The 18,943-nt window shown below is 69.6% G+C and carries 20 protein-coding genes and 1 riboswitch; of the genes, 9 read left to right on the top strand and 11 right to left on the bottom strand.

Translation table 11 applies throughout. The features are described from left to right. Positions 1–41 precede the first annotated feature (41 nt). Positions 42–1,289 carry a cation:proton antiporter gene (locus tag H4W30_RS05705; protein ID WP_225948783.1) on the top strand — a complete coding sequence of 416 codons (1,248 nt, stop codon included), beginning with the start codon at positions 42–44 and terminating at the stop codon, positions 1,287–1,289. 192 nt (positions 1,290–1,481) lie between these two features. Here the strand turns inward: H4W30_RS05705 and H4W30_RS05700 are convergent, their stop codons facing one another. Together H4W30_RS05700 and H4W30_RS05695 are read right to left on the bottom strand one after the other, a co-directional pair. Next, positions 1,482–1,991 carry an SRPBCC family protein gene (locus H4W30_RS05700; protein WP_192741811.1) on the bottom strand — a complete coding sequence of 170 codons (510 nt, stop codon included), beginning with the start codon at positions 1,989–1,991 and terminating at the stop codon, positions 1,482–1,484. A 96-nt stretch (positions 1,992–2,087) separates the two neighbouring features. After that, on the bottom strand, positions 2,088–2,723 hold the full coding sequence (locus H4W30_RS05695) for a DUF4230 domain-containing protein (RefSeq protein WP_192742445.1): 636 nt from the start codon (positions 2,721–2,723) through the stop codon (positions 2,088–2,090). Between the two features lie 111 nt (positions 2,724–2,834). Between H4W30_RS05695 and mptB the strand changes: the two genes are divergently transcribed. Continuing rightward, positions 2,835–4,274 carry a polyprenol phosphomannose-dependent alpha 1,6 mannosyltransferase MptB gene (gene mptB, locus H4W30_RS05690; RefSeq protein ID WP_192741810.1) on the top strand — a complete coding sequence of 480 codons (1,440 nt, stop codon included), beginning with the start codon at positions 2,835–2,837 and terminating at the stop codon, positions 4,272–4,274. Here the strand turns inward: mptB and H4W30_RS05685 are convergent. Beyond that, entirely contained in the window at positions 4,178–4,723 is a 546-nt protein-coding gene (locus tag H4W30_RS05685; RefSeq protein ID WP_225948782.1) for an SRPBCC family protein, read from the bottom strand. The genes mptB and H4W30_RS05685 overlap by 97 nt on opposite strands. A 59-nt stretch (positions 4,724–4,782) precedes the next feature. Between H4W30_RS05685 and H4W30_RS05680 the strand changes: the two genes are divergently transcribed. Beyond that, a complete protein-coding gene (locus tag H4W30_RS05680; protein WP_192741809.1) occupies positions 4,783–5,364 on the top strand; it encodes a TetR/AcrR family transcriptional regulator in 582 nt (193 codons plus the stop codon). Positions 5,365–5,366: 2 nt separating this feature from the next. Here H4W30_RS05680 and H4W30_RS05675 read toward each other — a convergent pair whose 3' ends face one another. Continuing rightward, positions 5,367–6,269: a LysR family transcriptional regulator gene (locus H4W30_RS05675; RefSeq protein ID WP_192741808.1), complete on the bottom strand. Its 903-nt coding sequence runs from the start codon at positions 6,267–6,269 to the stop codon at positions 5,367–5,369. An 82-nt stretch (positions 6,270–6,351) separates the two neighbouring features. Here H4W30_RS05675 and H4W30_RS05670 point away from each other — a divergent pair, with 82 nt between their 5' ends. Next, positions 6,352–7,563, top strand: a complete 1,212-nt coding sequence (locus H4W30_RS05670) for an MFS transporter (protein WP_192741807.1) — start codon at positions 6,352–6,354, stop codon at positions 7,561–7,563. A gap of 79 nt (positions 7,564–7,642) precedes the next feature. Continuing rightward, a riboswitch (guanidine-III (ykkC-III) riboswitch) is annotated at positions 7,643–7,711 on the top strand. Positions 7,712–7,722: 11 nt separating this feature from the next. After that, the gene (locus tag H4W30_RS05665; RefSeq protein ID WP_225948781.1) at positions 7,723–8,037 is read left to right on the top strand and encodes a DMT family transporter; all 315 of its coding nucleotides are present in this window, start codon (positions 7,723–7,725) and stop codon (positions 8,035–8,037) included. A gap of 215 nt (positions 8,038–8,252) precedes the next feature. Here H4W30_RS05665 and H4W30_RS05660 read toward each other — a convergent pair whose 3' ends face one another. Next, a complete protein-coding gene (locus H4W30_RS05660) occupies positions 8,253–9,578 on the bottom strand; it encodes an alpha-lytic protease prodomain-containing protein (protein WP_192741805.1) in 1,326 nt (441 codons plus the stop codon). Between the two features lie 133 nt (positions 9,579–9,711). Continuing rightward, entirely contained in the window at positions 9,712–10,695 is a 984-nt protein-coding gene (locus tag H4W30_RS05655) for a LysR family transcriptional regulator (RefSeq protein WP_034316722.1), read from the bottom strand. A gap of 161 nt (positions 10,696–10,856) precedes the next feature. On the opposite strand from H4W30_RS05655, the gene H4W30_RS43590 reads away from it, so the two are divergent. After that, entirely contained in the window at positions 10,857–12,167 is a 1,311-nt protein-coding gene (locus H4W30_RS43590) for a hypothetical protein (protein ID WP_225948780.1), read from the top strand. A gap of 83 nt (positions 12,168–12,250) precedes the next feature. Further along, positions 12,251–12,565, top strand: a complete 315-nt coding sequence (locus H4W30_RS05645; protein ID WP_192741804.1) for a hypothetical protein — start codon at positions 12,251–12,253, stop codon at positions 12,563–12,565. Between the two features lie 112 nt (positions 12,566–12,677). Here the strand turns inward: H4W30_RS05645 and H4W30_RS05640 are convergent, their stop codons facing one another. From H4W30_RS05640 to H4W30_RS05625, 4 genes are all read right to left on the bottom strand, one after another. Further along, on the bottom strand, positions 12,678–13,865 hold the full coding sequence (locus H4W30_RS05640; protein WP_192741803.1) for a cation:proton antiporter: 1,188 nt from the start codon (positions 13,863–13,865) through the stop codon (positions 12,678–12,680). 91 nt (positions 13,866–13,956) lie between these two features. After that, positions 13,957–16,227, bottom strand: coding sequence for a protein translocase subunit SecD (gene secD, locus H4W30_RS05635; RefSeq protein ID WP_192741802.1), 2,271 nt, complete (start codon positions 16,225–16,227; stop codon positions 13,957–13,959). Positions 16,228–16,282: 55 nt separating this feature from the next. Continuing rightward, positions 16,283–16,669, bottom strand: coding sequence for a hypothetical protein (locus H4W30_RS05630; protein ID WP_225948779.1), 387 nt, complete (start codon positions 16,667–16,669; stop codon positions 16,283–16,285). Positions 16,670–16,700: 31 nt separating this feature from the next. Then, a complete protein-coding gene (locus tag H4W30_RS05625) occupies positions 16,701–17,276 on the bottom strand; it encodes a TetR/AcrR family transcriptional regulator (protein WP_192742443.1) in 576 nt (191 codons plus the stop codon). Between the two features lie 81 nt (positions 17,277–17,357). Here H4W30_RS05625 and H4W30_RS05620 point away from each other — a divergent pair, with 81 nt between their 5' ends. Beyond that, positions 17,358–17,687, top strand: coding sequence for a rhodanese-like domain-containing protein (locus H4W30_RS05620; protein WP_125682618.1), 330 nt, complete (start codon positions 17,358–17,360; stop codon positions 17,685–17,687). On the opposite strand, the gene H4W30_RS05615 is transcribed toward H4W30_RS05620, so the two are convergent. Further along, positions 17,678–18,328: a maleylpyruvate isomerase family mycothiol-dependent enzyme gene (locus tag H4W30_RS05615; RefSeq protein ID WP_192741801.1), complete on the bottom strand. Its 651-nt coding sequence runs from the start codon at positions 18,326–18,328 to the stop codon at positions 17,678–17,680. The genes H4W30_RS05620 and H4W30_RS05615 overlap by 10 nt on opposite strands. 106 nt (positions 18,329–18,434) lie before the next feature. Here H4W30_RS05615 and H4W30_RS05610 point away from each other — a divergent pair, with 106 nt between their 5' ends. Beyond that, positions 18,435–18,848, top strand: a complete 414-nt coding sequence (locus H4W30_RS05610; protein ID WP_192741800.1) for a RidA family protein — start codon at positions 18,435–18,437, stop codon at positions 18,846–18,848. The last annotated feature ends 95 nt before the right edge of the window (positions 18,849–18,943 follow it).

The raw sequence follows: 18,943 nt of genomic DNA, 5'->3' as shown, positions 1-18,943 counted from the left end.
CCGCCCGGTTGGCGGAGGAGCAGCCCGGGTACTCCGGGCGAATGGAGATCTTGCTCGCCGGGGCAGGCGTTCTGGCGTTGTGTGCCGCCGTGCTGCCGAACCTGCTGCACGAACGCGCGCTTTCGATGCCGTTGGTCCTGCTGGTGGGCGGGCTCGTCTTCGGGCTGCTCCCGTTCGGACACCCCTACGGCCAGGGCGTACTCGACCCGCGGTCGCATGTGGGCGCCGTCGAAGTGATCACCGAACTCGGCGTGCTGGTGTCGCTGGTCGGCGCGGGACTGAAATCCGACCGGTTGTTCGGCTGGCGGTCGTGGAACTCGACCTGGCGGCTGCTGGCGATCACCCTGCCGCTGTCGGTCTGCGCGGTCGCCCTGCTCGGCTGGTGGGCGCTCGCCCTGTCCCCCGCCGCCGCGCTGCTGCTGGGGGCCGTGCTGTCGCCGACCGACCCGGTGCTGGCGAGCGACGTCCAGGTTCCCGCGCCGCATACCGACGACGGCCGGGGCTCGGACAACGAGATCCGGTTCACGCTGACCTCGGAAGCCGGGCTCAACGACGGCCTGGCGATGCCGTTCGTGCTGCTGGCCCTCGTCTGGGCCGGGACCGCGAGCACGTCGCCGGTCCCCTGGCTGCTGACGGAGGTCGTCGTCCCGCTCGCGGTCGCCGTACTGGTCGGCCTCGTCTGTGGCCGGTTGCTGTCGTGGCTGATGTTCCGGGTGCGGCACGAAAGACTGCGTCTTGGCGAATACTCCGACGGGCTGGTGGTGCTGGCCATCGCGTTCCTGCCCTTCGCGCTCTGCGAATGGCTGGGCGGCATCGGCTTCGTCGCGGTGTTCACCGCGGCCGCGACCATCCGCGCCAGCGAGCGATCGCACGAGTACCACGGGGTGCTGCACGAATTCGGCGATCAGCTGGAACGGCTCTTCGTCGCGCTGGCCTTGCTCGGCCTCGGCGTCGCGATGGGCGACGGGTTACTGGACGGGCTGAAACTCGCCGAAGTCCTGGTGGCGGTCGCCGCGGTGGGCATCGTCCGCCCGTTGTTCGGCGGTCTGGCCCTGCTCGGCGGTACCACCACCCGCCCGGCGGCGACGGCGATCGCGTTCTTCGGTATCCGCGGGATCGGCAGTCTCTACTACCTCTCCTACGCGCTGGGGCACGGCGATTTCCCCATGGCCGACTCACTGTGGCGGATCACGGCGCTGACGATCGCGGTCTCGGTGCTCGTGCACGGCCTGCTCTCCGGCCCGGTGATGCGCAAACTGGAGAACCGGGGGATGCAGAACTTCGAGTGAGCGGCCCCACCGGTACCGACTGGCTCCTGGCCACGCCCGACGTCGCGAAAGTGGCTTTCGCAACCTGCGACCGAGAGCGGGCCGGGTCTCGTGACCGATCGGACGGCACGCGTGATCCGACGGACGACACGCGTGACTGGACGGACGGCACGCGTGATCCGACGGACGACACGACCACGGCCGGGAGAGCCGCTAGCGGTGCCACTCCCGGCCTTCGAGCCGGGCCTTCACCCGCTCCAACGTGGCGGCGATGTTCGCCCGGTTGGTCCCGGCCCGGTCCGGCTCGCCGGTGATGAGGATCGCGATCGGGACGAACCAACGCGGCACGAGCAACCAGTTCGCCACGGCGAGGCGGGTGCCGTCGCCCTCGGGGGTGATTTCGTACTCCCATCGGGAAATCGGCACGAAGAACGGCGTGCGGACCCGGTAGGCAAACCGGCGGCCGGGTTCGGCCTCGACGATCTCGGCGTGGGTCACCCAGCGCCGCCACCCGTTGCGGTTGCTCCCGGAGAACCAGTTCCCGACGCGTGCCTCGGTCGCGCCGCGGATCCAGCGTGCCTCGCAGAGTTCTTCGGTGCATTCCGCCATTGAGACCGGATCGCTGACGAGCCGGTACACGTGCTCCGGGGACGTGTCGATCACGACCTCCCCGGTGGCGATCGGTTCGCTGTAGGTCAGGCTGTCCCTCGGCTTCGTCACCATCGCGCCTCCCAGTCGACTTCGCCAGCCCACCAGCACGAGCCCGCCTGGTCAAGACCGGCGGGGTGAGCACCGCACGGACGCGGAATCCGGGCGCGGTCAGGTGGCCGGTTCCCCCGGGAAGGTGACCTGGAAGCCCAGCCCCCGCAGCAGCTGGGTGAGCATCGCCCTGGTGTTGGCCTTGGCGCGTTCGAGCAGGCCGGAGTGCTGCGCGGCCTCACCGATGCGTTTCTCCGCGGCGAGATAGAACGGCCGCTGGTCCTGCACGGACACCAATGCGCCGAGCCGGTCGATCAGGCCTCGCTCCTGACCGAAGACGTAGCTGCGTTCGTTGTCCAAGTTGGGTTTCGCCAGCTTCGGTTCGGGCAGGCGCACCTCGACCGTTCGCCGGTCTTCGGACACGGTCAGCGAATTCTCCACCAGCGGGCCGAAATCGACGTACGCGTCGACAGAGCCCGCCGCGACGAACAAGGTGCGCTCCCCTGCGATGCTCGCGGGCACCCACTGGACGTCCTTCTCGATGTCGACGACGACCTGGTAGTCACCGACCGCCGCGTGGTACTGGCTCAGATCCCGGACCGCCTGGAGCACCGCGGGCTGCGAACGGTCCACAGTGGACGTTCCGAACGGGTCGAGCTTCGGCAGCAGCCCGGTGATCTGCAGTGCCGCCGCGACGATCAGGAGCCCGACCAGTGCGAACGCCCCGAGCCGCACCCAGCGCTTCTTCACGCGCACCACCGCCTTTCCACGGCGTGGAGTACCCGGCGGACGCGGCCCCGAAGCGTCCGGGCCGGTTTACCGTGCGATCGGCCGAACCGGATTTCGCACTTGGAGTAGTTTGGCCGCATGCAGAACGTCTTGCCCGCGCCGGAGAAGACCGGGCTGAACATCTCGGCGTTGCACTGGGCGGGTTTCCTCGGAATCGCCGTACTGGTGCTGGTCACGTCCGGGATCGGCCTCCCTTCGGTGCTGGTGGTGGCGCTGGGTGTCGCCGGGATGGCCACCCTCGTGCTCTCCTGGCTCGGTATCGGGCGGCTCGCCGCCGGGCTGCCGGAGCGGCGGCTGTACTGGATCGCGGTGTCGTGGTGCGCGCCGCTGCTGGTCGCGCGCCCGCTGTTCAGCGGTGACATCAACAGCTATCTGGCACAGGGCCTGATCGCGGCCAAGGGGTTCGACACCTACGTCGTGGGGCCCGCCGAGGCGCTCGGCGCCGATTCGCCGGTGACGATGGCGGTCAGTCACTACTGGCGGGACACGCCCGCGCCCTATGGTCCCGCCTTCGTCGCGCTGGCCCGCACGATCGCCCAGGTCGCGGGAGACGCCTTCGTGCCGACGGTGCTGCTGCACCGGTTGCTCGGCCTGATCGGGATCGTGCTCATGGCGTGGGCACTCCCCCGGCTCGCCCGCCGCGTCGGGGTATCGCCATCGATCGCGCTGTGGCTGGCCCTGCTCAACCCGCTCGTGCTGTGGCACGTCGTGGCGGGCGTGCACAACGACGGCCTCATGGTCGGGCTGATGGTCGCCGGGCTGGAACTCGTCCTCATGGGCGCGGCGAAGACCGGCGCGGCCCGGCCCGCACTGATCGCGGCCGGCGTGATCGCGGTGAGCGCGGCCGCGAACATCAAGATCGTGGCCGTCGCCGGTCTGCTGTTCGTCGGCGTCGGCCTGTTCCGCCGCGCGACGCCCGCCGGCCGGGTGGCGGTCGCGCTCGGGCTGCCCGCCGGTTTCGCCGCCGTCACCGCGGCGATCTCGCTCGGCAGCGGACTCGGCTTCGGCTGGGTGCGCGTGCTGTCCGGCGTTTCCGGCCAGGTCCACAGCTGGATGGCCCCCACCAACGAACTCGGTTTCCTCGTCGGCGGGATCGGCAAGATCTTCGGGGCCGACCTGACCGACAGCGCGATCGAGGTGTTCTCGCTGATCGGCGCGATCCTCGGTCTCGCCGTGGGCGCCAGGCTGTTGTGGCTCACGTATCGCGAGAAGCTACACCCCCTCTACGGCGCGGGCTTGACCTTCGCCGCGATGCTGGTCCTCGGGCCGGTCGTCCAGCCCTGGTATCTCTTGTGGACGGTCGCCCTGCTGGCCGTGAGCCTGACGACCGACCGCGGGCGCTGGATCCTCGCCGTCGTCAGCGCCGTGTTCGGGGTGCTGCTCCCGCCCGCGAACGGCGGCGCCGTGTCGTTGGCGCTGGGCTACCTGATCGCCGTCGTGCTCATCGGCGGCACCTTGTTCCTGCTCAAGCGAAAGGGCCTCCTGCCGGAGATCAGGCTCCGCAAGAGCCGGACATAAGGGCTCCATCGCGCGGGCTTCCCGACCGTGCCGGTGAGCTCACGCTCGGCACGGTCGAGGCAGTCTTCCAGCAGCGCGTCGTGCATCGGCCGCCACAGCAGCGGGTAGGTGAACCATGCCGGGTGCCGAAGCCGCAGCACCATGAGGTGCGCGAGTTCGGTCTCCCCGGTTTCCGTCGTGCGCAGGGTGAATTCGTGGAACCCGTCGAAGCCGCGGGGCGCGGTGAACCTGAACCGCACGGACCTTCCCGGCTCGTAGGACTCCACGTGATACCGCACCGGCCCGTGCCCACCGTCGGCGCCGACCCCGAGCGGCCGGTCGAACCGCAACGCCGGCCATTCCTCGACGGGCCAGAGCCGGTCTCCGTCCGTGGACAGAGTATCGATCAGCCCGCCGGCACGCTCCGGTGCCACGTCGATGATCCGATGATGCCTGTTCCACACGCGCATCGCGCCTCCCAGTTCTAGAGACCTTCCCCTAAAACCATAGTAGAGGATAGTCTCTGAAAATGGGACGGCCACCGCGGCACACCGCCGACGACTTCCTCGACGCCGCCGTGCGGATCTTCGCCACCGAAGGGGCCGCCGGGGTGACCATGTCGGCCGTCGCCCGCGAGGTCGGCGCGCCGAGCGGGTCGATCTACCACCGTTTCCCCGGTCGCCCGGCGCTGCTCGCCGCCGTCTGGCTCCGCACGGTGACCCGCTTCCAGCAGGGATACCTCGAAGCACTCGAACAGGAACCCGTCACCGAAGCCGCCGTCGAGGCGGCCGCGCAGGTCGTCCGCTGGTGCCGCGCCAATCCCGCCGAAGGGAAGCTGCTCTACGGCGGCGCCAGCGCGCTCGGCGTCGACGACTGGAGCGCCGAAGACCGCGCCCGCGTGGACGCCGCCAACCAGCGCCTCGACGCGGCGATCACCAAGGTCCTACGGCGGCTTCGCCCGCTGACCGGCCGGAACACTGATGAGCTGATGCTGGCCCTCGTCGACCTCCCGTACGCGGCGGTGCGGCGGCATCTCGACCGCGGCGAGGCACCCCCGCCGCGCACCGTCGACCTGGTGGCCAGGACCACGCGCACGCTGCTGACGGGCTGACCTCAGGCTCGGCTGGGCATCACGAGGGAGAACTCCCCGCCGTCGACCAGGTCCAGCAGCAGCCGGGCGGCCCGGCTCGGCGGCCGCTCTCCCCGGGTGGCGATGGTCAGCGGCCAGGTGAGGGCAGGCTCGTCGAGCGGTATCGTCCGGACCCCCGCGAGCAGCTTGAGATCGGGCACGACGGCGACGCCGAGCCCCGTCGCGACGTAGGACGGCACGGCACGCAGGTCGGCGACCTCGACGATGACCCGCCGCGGCGCTCCGAGCGCCTCGAAAGCACGGTCCAGGGCCACCCGGTTGCCGAAGCCGCGGGGATTGTCCACGAACGACTCGCCCGCGAGATCCGCCAAGGTCAACGCCCTCCGTCCGCTCAGCCGATGGCCGTCAGGCAGCAGGGCGACGAACGGCGCCGAACCGAGCAGTTTGGTGTCGAGCCCGGCGAGATCGGATTCGGGCAGGCCGAGGAGGGCGACGTCGAGCCTGCCCTGACGCAGGTCCTCGGCCAGCCCGGTCGACCCGGTGATCGACACCGAAACATGCAGGTCGACCAGCGGATAGCGGCGGTGGAACGCGCCGAGCAGATCGGGCAGGTCGAGATCGCCGACGCTGGTCAGGGTGCCGATGCGAAGGCTGCCCCGCAGGCCGGCGGAGGCATCGGTGACCACCTCGCGCGCCCTGTCGAAGGCTTCCAACGCGGCCTTGGCCTCGGGCAGGAACACCTTCCCCGCCGGGGAGAGTTCGACCCTTCGCGTGGACCGATCGAACAGCTTGACCCCCAGTTCGCCTTCGAGGGCCTGGATCGTCGCCGAGACGGTGGACTGCACCGCGTACAACCGCTGGGCGGCGCGAGTGAAGCTGAGCTCCTCGGCGACGGCGACGAAGCATTCGAGCTGTCGGGTTTCCACAGCTCCGATTATCGCATTCGTCGATAACTGTGACCAGGATTGTTCGTTGGACGTGGATGATCCGGAGATTCACAGTGGAGACATGCTGAACAGCGTCGCCCTTCCCCGTCCCGCGTTCCGGCGGATCAGCCACGGTCGCGGTTTCTGGGTCATCGCGGCGGCCTACGCCGCCTCACTCGCCTTTTCCACCGTCCCCACCCCGCTCTACGTCCTCTACCAGCAGCGCGATGGCTTCCCGACCTACGTCGTGACCATCGTCTTCGCGGCGTATGCCGTCGGCGTGATGGGCAGCCTGTATCTCGCCGGCCACGTCAGCGACTGGCTGGGACGGCGGCGGGTGATCCTCGCCGCGACCTTGACCCAGGCGCTTTCCGCGACGCTTTTCCTGGCGTGGCCGGATGTTCCCGGCCTGATCCTGGCCAGACTCGTCGGCGGCGCGGGCATCGGCGCACTGACCGCGACCGCCACCGCGCACTTGTCCGAACTCCGCGCCGTCGCCCGGCCCCGGGAGGACCATGGCCGCGCGGGACTGATCGCGACCGTCGTCAACATGGGCGGCCTGGCGCTCGGACCGCTGTTCGGTGGCGTGTTCGCGAGCTATTCCGCCGAGCCGCTCACCACCCCGTTCGTGTTCTTCCTGGTCCTGCTGCTCGCCGCGGCCATCGCCGTCGCGCTCGTGCCGGAAACCGTGGAGCGCGCCGAAGAACGGCCCGCCTATCGGCCGCAGCGCGTCTCATTGCCGTCGAGCGCGCGGCCCGCCTTCTTCGGCGCGGCGATCGGCGCCTTCGCGGCGTTCGCGATCACGGGCCTGTTCATGGCGCTGACGCCGACACTGCTGGCGCAAGGCATGCATGAGAGCTCACGGATGCTGGCCGGTCTCGCGTCGTTCTCCGTGTTCCTCGCGGCGGCCGGGGCACAGGTGCTTTTCGCCGGTCTGGCCAGGAAAACCCAGCTGCGGCTGGGCCTCGGCCTGATGGTGAGCGGGCTGGTGGCGCTGCCGATCGCGGTGACGACGTCGCAACTGTGGCTCTTCGTAGCGGGCGGGATCGTGGCGGGTGCCGGCGTCGGGCTGGGCTTCCGCGCCTCGGTGGCCACCGTCGCCGCCCTCGCCGAACCGCCGGTGCGCGGCGAGGTCCTCGCCGCCCTGTTCCTGGCGGCTTACGCCGGGCTGGTCCTGCCGATCCTGCTCGTCGGGATCGCACTGATCTGGTTGCCGAGTGCGTGGGCGCTGATCGGATTCTCGGTGCTGGAACTGGGTTTGCTGGCGTGGTCGGCCCCCAAGGTGCTGACCTGACCGTCCACAATGGCGCGCCCGGGTGGTGACCCTCGTCAAACCGGCGGGCGATCCACGCGGGCGATGTGCCATCCTGGTGACGGAACCTCCTCAACGAGGTCCCCGGACGAGTGGGTGCCGTACCCGGCCAGCGACAAGACGGCGCTCTGGGAGCGCGTCATGTCGTGGCTTGTCCTGATCGTTTCGGGTGTACTGGAAGCCGTGTGGGCCACCGCCCTCGGCAAATCCGAAGGCCTGTCCCGGCCGATACCGTCGGTGATCTTCGGCGTGACGCTGGTCGCCAGCATGGTGGGTCTCGCGTACGCGATGAAGGATCTCCCTGTCGGCACCGCCTACGCGGTCTGGGTCGGCATCGGGGCTTCGCTCACCGTCGCGTACGGCATGTGGTCGGGTGCGGAAACCGTTTCGGTGGCCCGGATCCTGCTGATCGTGGGGATCGTGGCCTGCGTCGTGGGCCTGAAAGTCCTGCACTGACGCGTAACTCGCGTGATCAGACGCGTAACTCACGTGTTTGAAGGCGTAACTCACGTGTGCGGCGTCTGATCACGCGAGTTACGCCTTCAATCACGCGAGTTGCGCGTCCCGTCACGCGAGTTGCGCCGTGAAGAGGGACCGCCCCCGACGCACGGACGACGTCGGGGGCGGTCGGTCCGGGCGCACCCCTGCGTGTGGCCCGGACGGCTAGGCGGTCAGGCGCGCGCCCAAAGCGCTGGGACGTTCGGCGGCTCCCAACCTGCCTGTGCTGTGTGGCCCTGCAGGGCCCGATACGTGGCACCGCCGTAGGTCACCGTCGCGCTGACGGCGTAGGTGGTGCCCGCCGCCCAGGTTCCGCCGGGCGGGTTGTTCGACGTCGTGGTGGTCGGCGTCGTGCTGGAGGGCGGGTTCGAACCCGAGGTCACCAGGCGCAGGTTGTAGACGCTCAGGATCTCCGAGAGCGGCTGGAAGTAGAACGTGCCGCCCGAGCTGCAGTTGCCGGAGCCACCGGAGGTGACGCCCTGTGCCTGGTCGCCCGCGAGCCACGAACCACCGGAGTCGCCCGGCTCGGCGCAGGCGCTGGTCCGGGTGAGACCGGAAACGGTGCCCTGCGGGTAATTCACCGACGCGTTCTTCTGCTGGATGGTGCCGCAGCGCCAGCCCGTCGTGGAACCGGAACGGCAGACCGACGCACCGACCGCGGCCTCCTGCGAACCCGCCACCGGCACGGTGCCCGGGTAGCGGTTCACCAGCGGACGCGGCGTGTTGCCCGCGTCCACGCGGACCCACCCGTAGTCGTTGCCGGGGAAGCTGGAGCCCGCGACGCTCCCGCTCGGGTTCGACGTCCGCGTCCCCGTGGTGCCGCAGTGTCCCGCGGTCACGAAGCCGCCCTCGACCGAGAAACCGATCGAGCACCGGCCCGAACCGAAGGTGTAGGCGTTGCCGCCGATGACGTCGATCAGCGGGACCGGGCTTTCGGCGCTGGTCTCGACCCGCACCGCGTCGGCGCTCACGCCCGCCGCGGTCGCCCACGACTTCGCAGCCGCCTCGCCACCGGCGTTGGCGAGCACCACGACGGAGTTCGTGGTGGCGTCGACGTACCAGCCGGGCACGGTCTTCGGCGCACTGGTTCCCTTGGTGTCCAACGACAACTTCGCCGCGTCGAGCTGCGCGGCGCTCCGCGCGACCGTCTTCGGGGTCGCGCCGGCCGCACGGACGACACCCTCCAGCGCCGCGTCGGTGACCGCGACGGTCAACGTGCTCCCGGCCGCGTCGAGCCAGGATCCGGCGTAGGACGAGCCGAGCCGGGACTTGAGGTCGCTGTCGGCGCTAGCGGCCTTCTGCTCGACGGCGAGGCGCGTCCTTGCCTGATCCGGGCTGATCTTCAGGTCACGCGCCAAGGCGGCGACGATCTCCGACTGGACCTGGTCGGCGGCCGACACGTGCTGGCCCGCGCTGGCGCTCGGCGTCAGCGCGATGGCCGTGACCAGGCCCGCGCCGGTCAGGGCCGCCGCGGCGGCCGCTACGATCTTTCGGTTCATTTCAGGCGTTTCCTCACCGCGTTCCGGAAGAAGATCTCGTTCCAGACCGTACGAGGCACCTGTCATGAATGGTACATACCATTTAGGTCATATCCACCCAGTGGACTGGACCTTTCGACCACTTCCGCGCAGGTCAGCGCATTCCCGCGTCCGTGTAGTCCACGCCGTACCCCGGGTTCAACTCCAGGTACTTCGAGTAGGTCGGCCGCCGGTCGATCAGCTCGCCGTAGACGGCGCGGGACAGGGCGATCATCTCCGCGGCGAAGGGCCCCATCTCCCCTCGCTCCGACCAGCCGACGAGATTCCGCCAGCTCAGCGGATTCCCCGCGATCGGGACCGCGACGATACCGGGGATCTCGTGGAACAACGGCTGGCACAGCACAACCGCGTGTCCCGATTCGACCATCTCGATGCAGGTCAGCACGTCGGTTTCGTACAACGAACGCGGCGTGAACCCCGATCTCGCGCAGGCGGAGGCGAAACAGTCGCCGAAACAGCCGTCACCCGGCGTCGCGCACCACCGTTCGTTCGCGAGCGCGCCGAGTTCGACCTCGGGCCGCTGCGCGCGCTCGTCCCGCGCCGACATCAGCACGAACACCGGATGATGCGCGAGCGTCCGCCAGCGGAGGCCGGGCTCCGGCGGTGGCGCGGCGTCACCGCAGACGCCGACGAAGGCGAAGTCCAGCGCGCCCTCGGCGGTCATGTCCGCGAGTTTGTTGGCCGACCACGACGTATGCGTGGCGACATGGATGTCGGGATGGGTGGTGCCGAGACGCTGCAGGAGCGCCCCGAGCATCGGCCCCGTCGCCGAACCGAGCCGCAGGGTCACCGGCTCGCCGGTACCGGCGTGCTGGGCGAGCCGTGCCGCCTCGTCGTGCAGCGACGACACGGCGGGGAGCACCATCTTCGCCCGGTCGAGGACGAGGAGGCCGAGCGCGGTCGGCCGGGTGCCCGTGTGGTCGCGCAGGAACAGCTTCCCGCCGAGGGTCCGTTCGATGCGCTTCAGTTGTGCTGTCAGTGCAGGCTGCGCCATTCCGAGCGTGTTCGCCGCCTTGGTGATACTCCCGAGTTCGGCGATCGCGCACATGATGCGCAGGTGGCGCAGTTCCAGCTCCATCCCTCTACGTTAGTAGACATAACTGGACTGGACCAGACAAACGATTGAGCCAAATGGCTTCGTATCGCTTGGTTCGACGATGCCATCGATGTCAGGAATCCCGGACACGCCAGCGCTCCGGCCGATACTGTCACCACGGAACCGGCGGCGAGGGGAGTTCAGTGGCGGGCGAGCGTGGACGGATCAGGCGGGCACTGGCGCGCGTGATCACCGACGACAACCTGGATCTGTACGTACTGGGCACCGTCGCACTGGCGTTCACCGTCCTCGGCGCGACCGGGATCTCGGACGTCAAAACGCTTTCGTCCGTGGTGACGGCGCTGCTGGCCCTGCTCGCCTTCTCCCAGATCCGCTCGCGGCGGCTGACCGAGCAGGTCCGGGACGCCAACCGGGGCGGCGCGGCGTCGTTCTTCGAACCGGAATTCCCCGCGGATCTCATCTCCCGGCGTGCGGCGGCTTTCGACATCCTGCTCATCGGCCATTCGATGACCAGGACCGTGCAGGGTATGCGCGGTGACATCCGGTCGATCCTCGAGTCGGGCGGACGGATCCGGGTGCTGGTGCTGGATCCGACCGACGAAGAGCTCGTCGCCATCGCCGATCGCCGGATCTCCCAGAGCCTCGGACAGGGTCGGCTTCGGCAGCGGATCCTGGCGACGCTGGACGAGTTGACCTCCTTGAAGAGCAGGGCCGGCGGCAGACTGGAGATCCGGGTGTCGTCGCGGATCTCGTCCGCGGGCTTCAACTGTCTCGACGTATCGGGCAAACGGGGGCTGATCTGCGTCCAGCATTACGAATACCGGCCGACCGGTGAAGCCGCGCCGGTGTTCACGGTGGAACCGAAGGACGCTCCCTGGTACCGGCACTTCGCCGACGAGGCGGAGCGGCTGTGGGAGGACGGCACGCCCTGGCCGCTGTCCCCCGCGGACCGGATCGCGCGGGCGCGCCGTCCTGTGTTCAGCGAGGACTTCGGCCCCGCGTTCGCCGAGGCGATCGACGGCACGAACGAACTCCTGGTCACCGGGATGGCCCGCAACACCCTGGTGAACAACAGTTACGGCAGGCTCGAAGAGCGGTTGCGCGCCGGCGCCAAGATGCGGTTCGTGCTGATCGACCCGCATTCCCCCGCGATCGACACGGCCGCCTCCCGCTACTACGCCGTGCGGTCCCCGGAAAGCGCGCGGGAGCGCGTCCTCCACACGCTGCGGGTGCTGGCCGAACTGAAACGCTCGACCGGCGGCGACCTCGCGGTCCGGCTCGTCGCGCATCCCATCGCCACCGGGGTCGTCGTCACCGGTTCGGCACTGTTCGCCGAGTACTACACCTACCAGGCCGCGGGTGAGCCGAAGTTCGTGCTGCAGCCAGCGGACGGCGCGGCGTACCGGACCTTCGCCGACGAGGCGGAGGCGTTGTGGAACAGCGCGGCACCGCACGATCTGACCGTCGGCGACGTGGAGACCGCGGGCAACTGAACCGGTAACGGTTCGGGAACGGCCACCGCCCCGGCCGATTCCACTCTCGTAGAGTGCCTTCTTCCGCGCCCAGGGGAGGGTTCGTGTACATCCACGCCAGACGCCGTTCCATCAGCTTCAGCGGCCGGACGGTCACCATCAAGGCCGCCGTCAAAGGGCTCAACAACAAGAAGCACACGTTCACCGTCGAGAAGATCAGCGGGATCACGAACATCCCGCCGACGGCGTTCAAGCCGGGAAGACTCGTCTTCGACGTGAAAGGCGCTTCCAAGGCCGTCGTCGAGGACGTCCCGCTGTACGCCGACAAGGTCGACATGAACACCTTCACTTACGGCGGCATGGATTCCAAGCACGTGAAGGAGCTCGAGGCGGCGATCAGGAAGGCGATGAGCGGCTGACCGGGGTCACCCCCGCCACCACAAGCCGAGGCGTGTCGCGAAAGCCACTTTCGCGACGTCAGATGTCCCGAAAGTGGCTTTCGCGACACCCGAGGCCGGCTGACCAGCGAGGTCAGTGCCTCTTCGACTTGCGGTTCAGGAACGCCGAGGCCCCGACACCGTGCGCGGCGACGCTCAGCAGCACGGTCACCGCCATCACGCTCAACGCGACGTCCGCCGCGTCCCCTTCGAGCGAGTTGAAGGCGAGCAGGCCGAACACGATCGACGCCGCGCCGCGTGGGGCCAGCAGGCCGATGGTCATCCGGTCCTTCCACCGGAAGTCCGTCCGCAGCAAGGTGAGCAGCACCGGGATCAGCCGCGCGACGGTCAGCGCGACGACGCTGACTAGCACGATCCCCCAGGTGAGGCCGAAGGACAGCACCAGCACCGCGGTACTGCCGAACACGAACCACATCAACAGCCCGCACAGCGAACTGACGTCCCCGGCGAGCCCGAGTTCGTCTTCGCTCGGATGCCGGGCGGTCTTGTAGGCGATCCCGCAGATGAACGCGGCGACGAAGCCGTTGCCGCCGATCGCGACGGCCGCGGTGTAGGTCAGCAGCGGCAGGGCGACGGCCGCGACCCGCGCGGAATGCCGGGTCGACCAGCCGTGCCTGGCCGTCACGTTCATCGCCACCGCGGCCAGCGCGCCGATGACGGAGCCCACCAGCACGGCCAGCAACGCCGCCGGGATCGCGGTCTGGAGCGCCTCCCCCGGCGTGTCCGCCTGGTGGTGACTCCCCGCGAGCGTGAGCGCGAAGATGAAAACCGGGGCGACGACGCCGTCGTTGTAGCCGCTCTCGACGTTCAGCAGGTGCCGCACGCGTTCGGGCACCCGGACGTCGTGCACCACCGACGTCGCCGGCGCGAAATCCGTCGGGGCGATGATGCAGGCGATCAGCAGGACCGCCGCCCAGCCGAGACCCGGCAGCGCCAGCAGGCCGACGCCCATGACGATCAGGATCGTCAGCGGCAGCGCGATCAGCAGCAGCCGCACCGCGGTCTTGGCGTCGTGCCCGAGATAGCCGCCCTTGACCGCGGTGGCGTCCACGAACAGCAGCAACGCGAGGATCAGTTCCGCCGCGTTGAGCGCGATCTCGGTGTTGAGCCCGTTTCCGAGATCGTTACGGGTGGTGAACCCGATCGCCAGCCCGGCCGCGACCATCGCCATCGGCGCGGTGATCTGCCACCGCTCCAGCCTGGCCGCCGTCATCGTCCAGACCAGCACGACGACCGCGCCGACGAGCACGCTCTGGATCATCTTCCCGCCCCTCGTTCCCGGTGGACTCCCCTGCCACCGGGAACGAGTTTAGAGGCCGGACCGGGTGCGACGGTCCACAAAGGAACGTCGATCACACCACCGCGCCGTTGTCGTCACGCTGTCGCGCGGGCGACGCCTTCCTGGCCGGACGTCCCGCCCCGGGCCACCGCTTGTCGAGCAGGATCGCGACCGGGCCGGCAGTGGCCACTGTGGACACTGTGCCCGCGACGAGACCGAGCAGGAGCGCGAGGGCGAAGTCGGCGAGCGATCCGTCCCCGAGGAACAGCAGCGCCCCGAGGACGAACAGCACCCCGATCCCGGTGTTTATCGTCCGCGGCAACGTCTGCAGCACCGCCGTGCCGACGACCCGCGAGAACGGCTCCTTGCGGCGTTGCCCCCGTACCTCCCGCACCCGGTCGAAGACCACCACCGAATCGTTGACCGAATAGCCGATCACCGTCAGCAGCGCGGCGAGGAAGACACCGTCCATGGATTTGCCCAGCCAGGCGAAGATCCCGAGGATGATCAGGACGTCCTGCGCGAGCGCGGCCACGGTGGCCACGCCGAGCCGCCAGTCGAACCGCACCGCCAGGTAGATCAGCTGCGCCAGCACCGCGAGGCCGAGCGCGATCATCGCTTTGGTGCGCAGCTCGGCACCGAGGCTCGGGCCGATCTGCTCGTCGCGGATCTCGGTGGCGTCGCCCGCGACCCCGGCGACGGCGGTCCGGATCCGTTCGGTGGCGTCCTCGTCGATCGGTTCGGTGCGGACGGAGATGTCCTTCTCCCCGGACGTCTGCACGACGGCGCGGGGGAATCCGGCGTCGGAGACCGCGTCCCGGACCCGTTCGACGTCGGCGGGCACCGAGGTGCTGTATTCGACGACCCGGCCACCGGTGAATTCCACGCCGAGATTCGGCCCCGCCACGAACAATCCCGCGATCGCGGCGACGACGACCGCACCGGCCACCATCAGCCAGCGTTTCGGTTTCCCGAGGAAGCCTGGATCACGGCGGTTCACCCATCGCCGGACGCGGCCTTCGTGGGTGAGCCCGGACAGCCGCGGTTTCCGCGCGACCACGCCCCGCATCGTGAGGTGCAGCAGCAGACGCGTGAACACGAGCGAGATGAACAACGCCACGACGACACCGATGGACAGCGTCACTCCGAATCCGCGCACCGGGCCGGACGCCAGCCAGAACAGCAGGCCCGCCGCGAGCAGGGTGGTCACGTTCGAATCGACGATCGCCGACAACGCCCCGCTGAACCCGCGGCCCACCGACCGCGGCAGTGAACCTCCCCGTTTGACGGAGTGTTCCTCTCTCGCCCGTTCGAAGACGAGCACGGTCGCGTCGACGGCCATGCCGATCGCCAGGACGAACCCGGCGAGCCCCGGCAAGGTCAGGGTCGCGCCGACGGCGAGCAGCGCGGCGTAGGACACGGCGGCGTACGCCACCAGCGCGCCCACGGCGATCAACCCGGCCAGGCGATACACCGCGAGCAGGAACAGCGCGGTCAGCGCCAGGCCGATCACGGCGGCGCGAGCGCTGGCGTCGATGGCGGCGGCACCGAGCGTGGGCCCGACGGTGCGCTGCTCGATGATCTCGACCGGCGTCGGCAGCGCGCCGGCGTTGATCAGCAGCGCCAGATCCTTGGCTTCGGCGGGCGAGAACCGCCCGGTGATCTGCGTGCTCCCGCCGACGATCCCGACCCCGCAGGCGACCTGCGGGCTCACCTGCGGCGACGAGATCACCTTGTCGTCGAGCGCGATCGCCACCCGGCGGGTGGGATCACCCGGCGGTGAGCAGGCCGCCTGCCCGGTCAGCCGCTCCCAGGCACGGCCGGCGTCGCCTTTGAAGTCGACGGAGACCAGCCAGCCGCCACCTTGGGAATCGACCGACGAGAGTGCCTCGTCGACGCCTTCGCCGGTCAGCGCGGCGGGCCCCAGGGTGATCGGCTGCCCGCTTTCGTCGTTGAGGACACGGGAATCCGCGGTGCCGGGGGCGAGCACGGGATGGAAGGACAGTTGCGCGGTGCGGCCGATCACCTCGACGGCCTCGCGTGGATCCCGGACGCCTGGCAGTTCGACGATGATCCGGTTGTCGCCGGAGCGGGCCAGCATCGGCTCGGCGACGCCCAGCGCGTCGACCCGACGTCGCAGCACTTCGAGTGTCCGGTCGGTGGTCTCGGCGTCGGCGGTGACGGTGGGCGAATCCTTGGTCTCCAGCACGATCTGCGTGCCACCACGCAGATCGAGCCCCAGTCTCGGGGCGGTGGTCAGCAACAGGTACACGGTCGCGGCGAGGACGACCAGCGAGACGACGGCTCGCCCGGTCATGCCTCGCCGCGCGGTTTCGCGCGGCACGAAGTTCTCCTTGGTGGTTTCCCGGTTCGGGCACGCGGCTACGCGCCCGTCAGCTTCAGAGGGCTGCCGGGAAAGGAGGAGCGCGATCCCCCAGCGCGAGGCGGTTCGCCGTGCGCGAGGGAGGGGTGACGTCTTCGTGGAGTTCGCTGAGGCGGAGCAGCGTCGTGGACGCCGGACCGTGCGGGACGGTGCCGAAGAGAGGAAGGTCACCGTGACCGTGCACACCCAGGAGGGCGGGTTCGGCGGCGAGCCTGCCCGCGGCGCGCACCGGCGCGACGGCCTTGGAGACCGAGGAGTCGATCGTCGCGTTCGCCCCGCGCGGTTCGTCCGCCGAAGCGGAACCACCCGAGTGGAGCGCGAAGAGCAGGCCGAGCGCGGTCAGCACGGCGGCGAGCAGCACCGGCACGGCCTGCCCGGCCGTCCTCCGGCTCTCCACCATCATCGACACACTCCCGGGGTCCTCGCCCGCCACCCTACTGGGATCCGGCCGACCGCCACAGGCGCGCGATCCCGGCGCGGACGCGGTCCTCCCCCAGCTCCGGCAGCAACGCGGTCAGATGCTCGGCGGCGAGCGGGGCCAGCAGCGCGTGCGCGGCGTGCTCGGGGTCGGGCGTGCCGTCGAGCAGGATCGCGACGTGCCGGTGCCAGAACCGGTAGGCCCCGATGCGATAACGCGCCCCTGGCGCGGCGGTCTCCGACATCCGTACCAGCGGAAGGTGTTCGAGCACGTAGTCGACGTACGCGTCGGCGAAGGCCGCGAGCCGTTCGACCGGCGGAGCGCCGGGCCCCAGCGGGGGCGGGCCGTGCAGGATCCCTTCCTGGAGCAGGCGTTCCCGCGCGTCCAGCAAGGCGACGGCCAATCCTGCCTTGTCACCGAAGCGGCGGAAAAGCGTGCCCTTGCCCACTCCCGCGGCGGCCGCCACCTGATCCATCGACACCGCTTCGACGCCGTGCTCGGCGAACAACGCCGCCGCCGCGTCCAGGATCGCGGCCCGGTTGCGCGCCGCGTCGGCGCGCTCCTTGGGCGGCGGCGTGCGCAGAAGTTCCAGCGAGGTTGCAGAAGCGGACTGCGGTCCGTTATGGTCGTGAGGCACATCCGGACTATAGTCCGATTAACTGGAGGTAGCGACATGACCGCACTCATCACCCGTGACGAACTCAAGGCCGCGATCGACGCCAAAACCGTGACGGTGGTCGACGCACTGGGTGGCGAGTACTACGCCAAGCAGCATCTGCCCGGCGCCGTTCCCCTGGTTCTCGCCGATGTCGACGCGCACGCCGCGACCGTGCTGCCCGATCGTGGCGCCGCCATCGTCACCTACTGCTCGAACCCCGCCTGCCCGAACAGCGGCCAGGTCGCCGACCGGCTCACCGCCCTCGGCTACACCGACGTCCGCAAGTACCGGGAGGGCATCGAGGACTGGGCGGGCGCGGGCCTGCCCCTCGAGTCTCAGTCCTGAGAAAGGACGCGCTTCCGCAGGGCCGGGACCCCGTCGCCGTCGAGTTCGTCGAGGTAGGCCGCCCGTCCGGTCATGGCCATGATCAGCGCCAAGGTCGTGCCCGAGACGAGCGGCCCGGTCCCGGTGTCGAAGGGGCCATCGGTGGCTCGCAGCCGGAGCCCGCCGATGCGTCCCTTCGCCACCACCACCATGTCCGAGCCCCGGTAGTACCCGGCCAGCGCGGTGAGGACGTCGATCGGGTGATCGCGGCGGATCCCGAGCGGACGGCGGATGTCCTCGCCGTGCACGATCGTCTCGCCGAGCATCGCCATCTTCGGCAGGGGCGGTTTCGTCGTGCTGGTGATGACGCCGCGGAACCGCTCCAGTGTCTCGGCGCCGTCGTCCCCCAGCTGCTCGGCCAGGCGCATGGCGACCTGCTTGTCGAAATCCCACCGGCAGCGGATCACGCCCGCCATCCACCGCAGCGGGGTGAGACTCGCGGCCGAGGTCAGATGCGCGAGCACCTCGCGTACCGTCAGCCCTTCGCAGAGCGACGGCGTCCCCCACCGCTCCTCGGTGAGCTCCGCCAGGTCGTCCGCCAGTGCCGCCCGCTCGGCGTGGATCAGCGGCCAGACCTCGGTCTTCGTTCCTGAATCCGGCATCCGGAGTCCTTCCAGTAGTCGTCGTCGAAGGTGAGACTCCCGGCGCGGGGCGGAATCATCGGTACCTTGGAGACGATTTTCCTCAGCGGACGAGAGAAGGGGACCGATGATCCAGCGCTGGAATCCGGAGACCGTGGCGGCGCCGATCGGCCCGTACAGCCATCTGGTCCGCGTTCCCGCCGATCACGAACTGGTCGTCGTGTCCGGTCAGATCGGCGTCGGACCGGACGGCGAGCTCGCCGGACCCGACGCCGAATCCCAGACCCGGGCGTTGCTCGCCAACCTCGAGCGGCTCCTCGAAGCCGCGGGCGCCGGACCGGAACACCTGGTCAAGGTGTTCAGCATGCTTTCCGGCACCGAGCACCTCGCCGGGTTCCGCACCGCGATGCGCGAGACCTTCACCCGCTGGTACCCGGACGCGGACTGGCCCGCCCAGTCCCTCGTCGTGGTGGCGGCGCTGGCGAAGCCCGAGCTGGTCGTCGAGGTCGAAGCGCTGATCGCGGTGCCGAAAACCGCGTGATCAAAGGCGTAACTCGCGTGTTGGAAGGCGTAACACCGAGTGCTGCCTCCAATCACGCGAGTTACGCGCCTGATCACGCGAGTTACGCCTTTACG

This window comes from Amycolatopsis roodepoortensis, assembly GCF_014873915.1.
GTDB classification, from domain to species: domain Bacteria; phylum Actinomycetota; class Actinomycetes; order Mycobacteriales; family Pseudonocardiaceae; genus Amycolatopsis; species Amycolatopsis roodepoortensis.
This window is presented reverse-complemented; position numbering and strand designations above follow the sequence as displayed.

What these genes read in the sequence shown, in the direction of transcription:
- H4W30_RS05665 (WP_225948781.1), top strand. Translation starts at nt 7,723, where the DNA reads ATGTCGTGGCTTGTCCTGATCGTTTCGGGTGTACTGGAAGCCGTGTGG.
- H4W30_RS05670 (WP_192741807.1), top strand. Translation starts at nt 6,352, where the DNA reads ATGCTGAACAGCGTCGCCCTTCCCCGTCCCGCGTTCCGGCGGATCAGC.
- H4W30_RS05700 (WP_192741811.1), bottom strand. Translation starts at nt 1,991, where the DNA reads ATGGTGACGAAGCCGAGGGACAGCCTGACCTACAGCGAACCGATCGCC.
- H4W30_RS05705 (WP_225948783.1), top strand. Translation starts at nt 42, where the DNA reads ATGGAGATCTTGCTCGCCGGGGCAGGCGTTCTGGCGTTGTGTGCCGCC.
- H4W30_RS05630 (WP_225948779.1), bottom strand. Translation starts at nt 16,669, where the DNA reads ATGATGGTGGAGAGCCGGAGGACGGCCGGGCAGGCCGTGCCGGTGCTG.
- H4W30_RS05680 (WP_192741809.1), top strand. Translation starts at nt 4,783, where the DNA reads ATGGGACGGCCACCGCGGCACACCGCCGACGACTTCCTCGACGCCGCC.
- H4W30_RS05640 (WP_192741803.1), bottom strand. Translation starts at nt 13,865, where the DNA reads ATGATCCAGAGCGTGCTCGTCGGCGCGGTCGTCGTGCTGGTCTGGACG.
- H4W30_RS05655 (WP_034316722.1), bottom strand. Translation starts at nt 10,695, where the DNA reads ATGGAGCTGGAACTGCGCCACCTGCGCATCATGTGCGCGATCGCCGAA.
- H4W30_RS05610 (WP_192741800.1), top strand. Translation starts at nt 18,435, where the DNA reads ATGATCCAGCGCTGGAATCCGGAGACCGTGGCGGCGCCGATCGGCCCG.
- H4W30_RS05620 (WP_125682618.1), top strand. Translation starts at nt 17,358, where the DNA reads ATGACCGCACTCATCACCCGTGACGAACTCAAGGCCGCGATCGACGCC.
- H4W30_RS05660 (WP_192741805.1), bottom strand. Translation starts at nt 9,578, where the DNA reads ATGAACCGAAAGATCGTAGCGGCCGCCGCGGCGGCCCTGACCGGCGCG.
- mptB (WP_192741810.1), top strand. Translation starts at nt 2,835, where the DNA reads ATGCAGAACGTCTTGCCCGCGCCGGAGAAGACCGGGCTGAACATCTCG.
- H4W30_RS05685 (WP_225948782.1), bottom strand. Translation starts at nt 4,723, where the DNA reads ATGCGCGTGTGGAACAGGCATCATCGGATCATCGACGTGGCACCGGAG.
- H4W30_RS05615 (WP_192741801.1), bottom strand. Translation starts at nt 18,328, where the DNA reads ATGCCGGATTCAGGAACGAAGACCGAGGTCTGGCCGCTGATCCACGCC.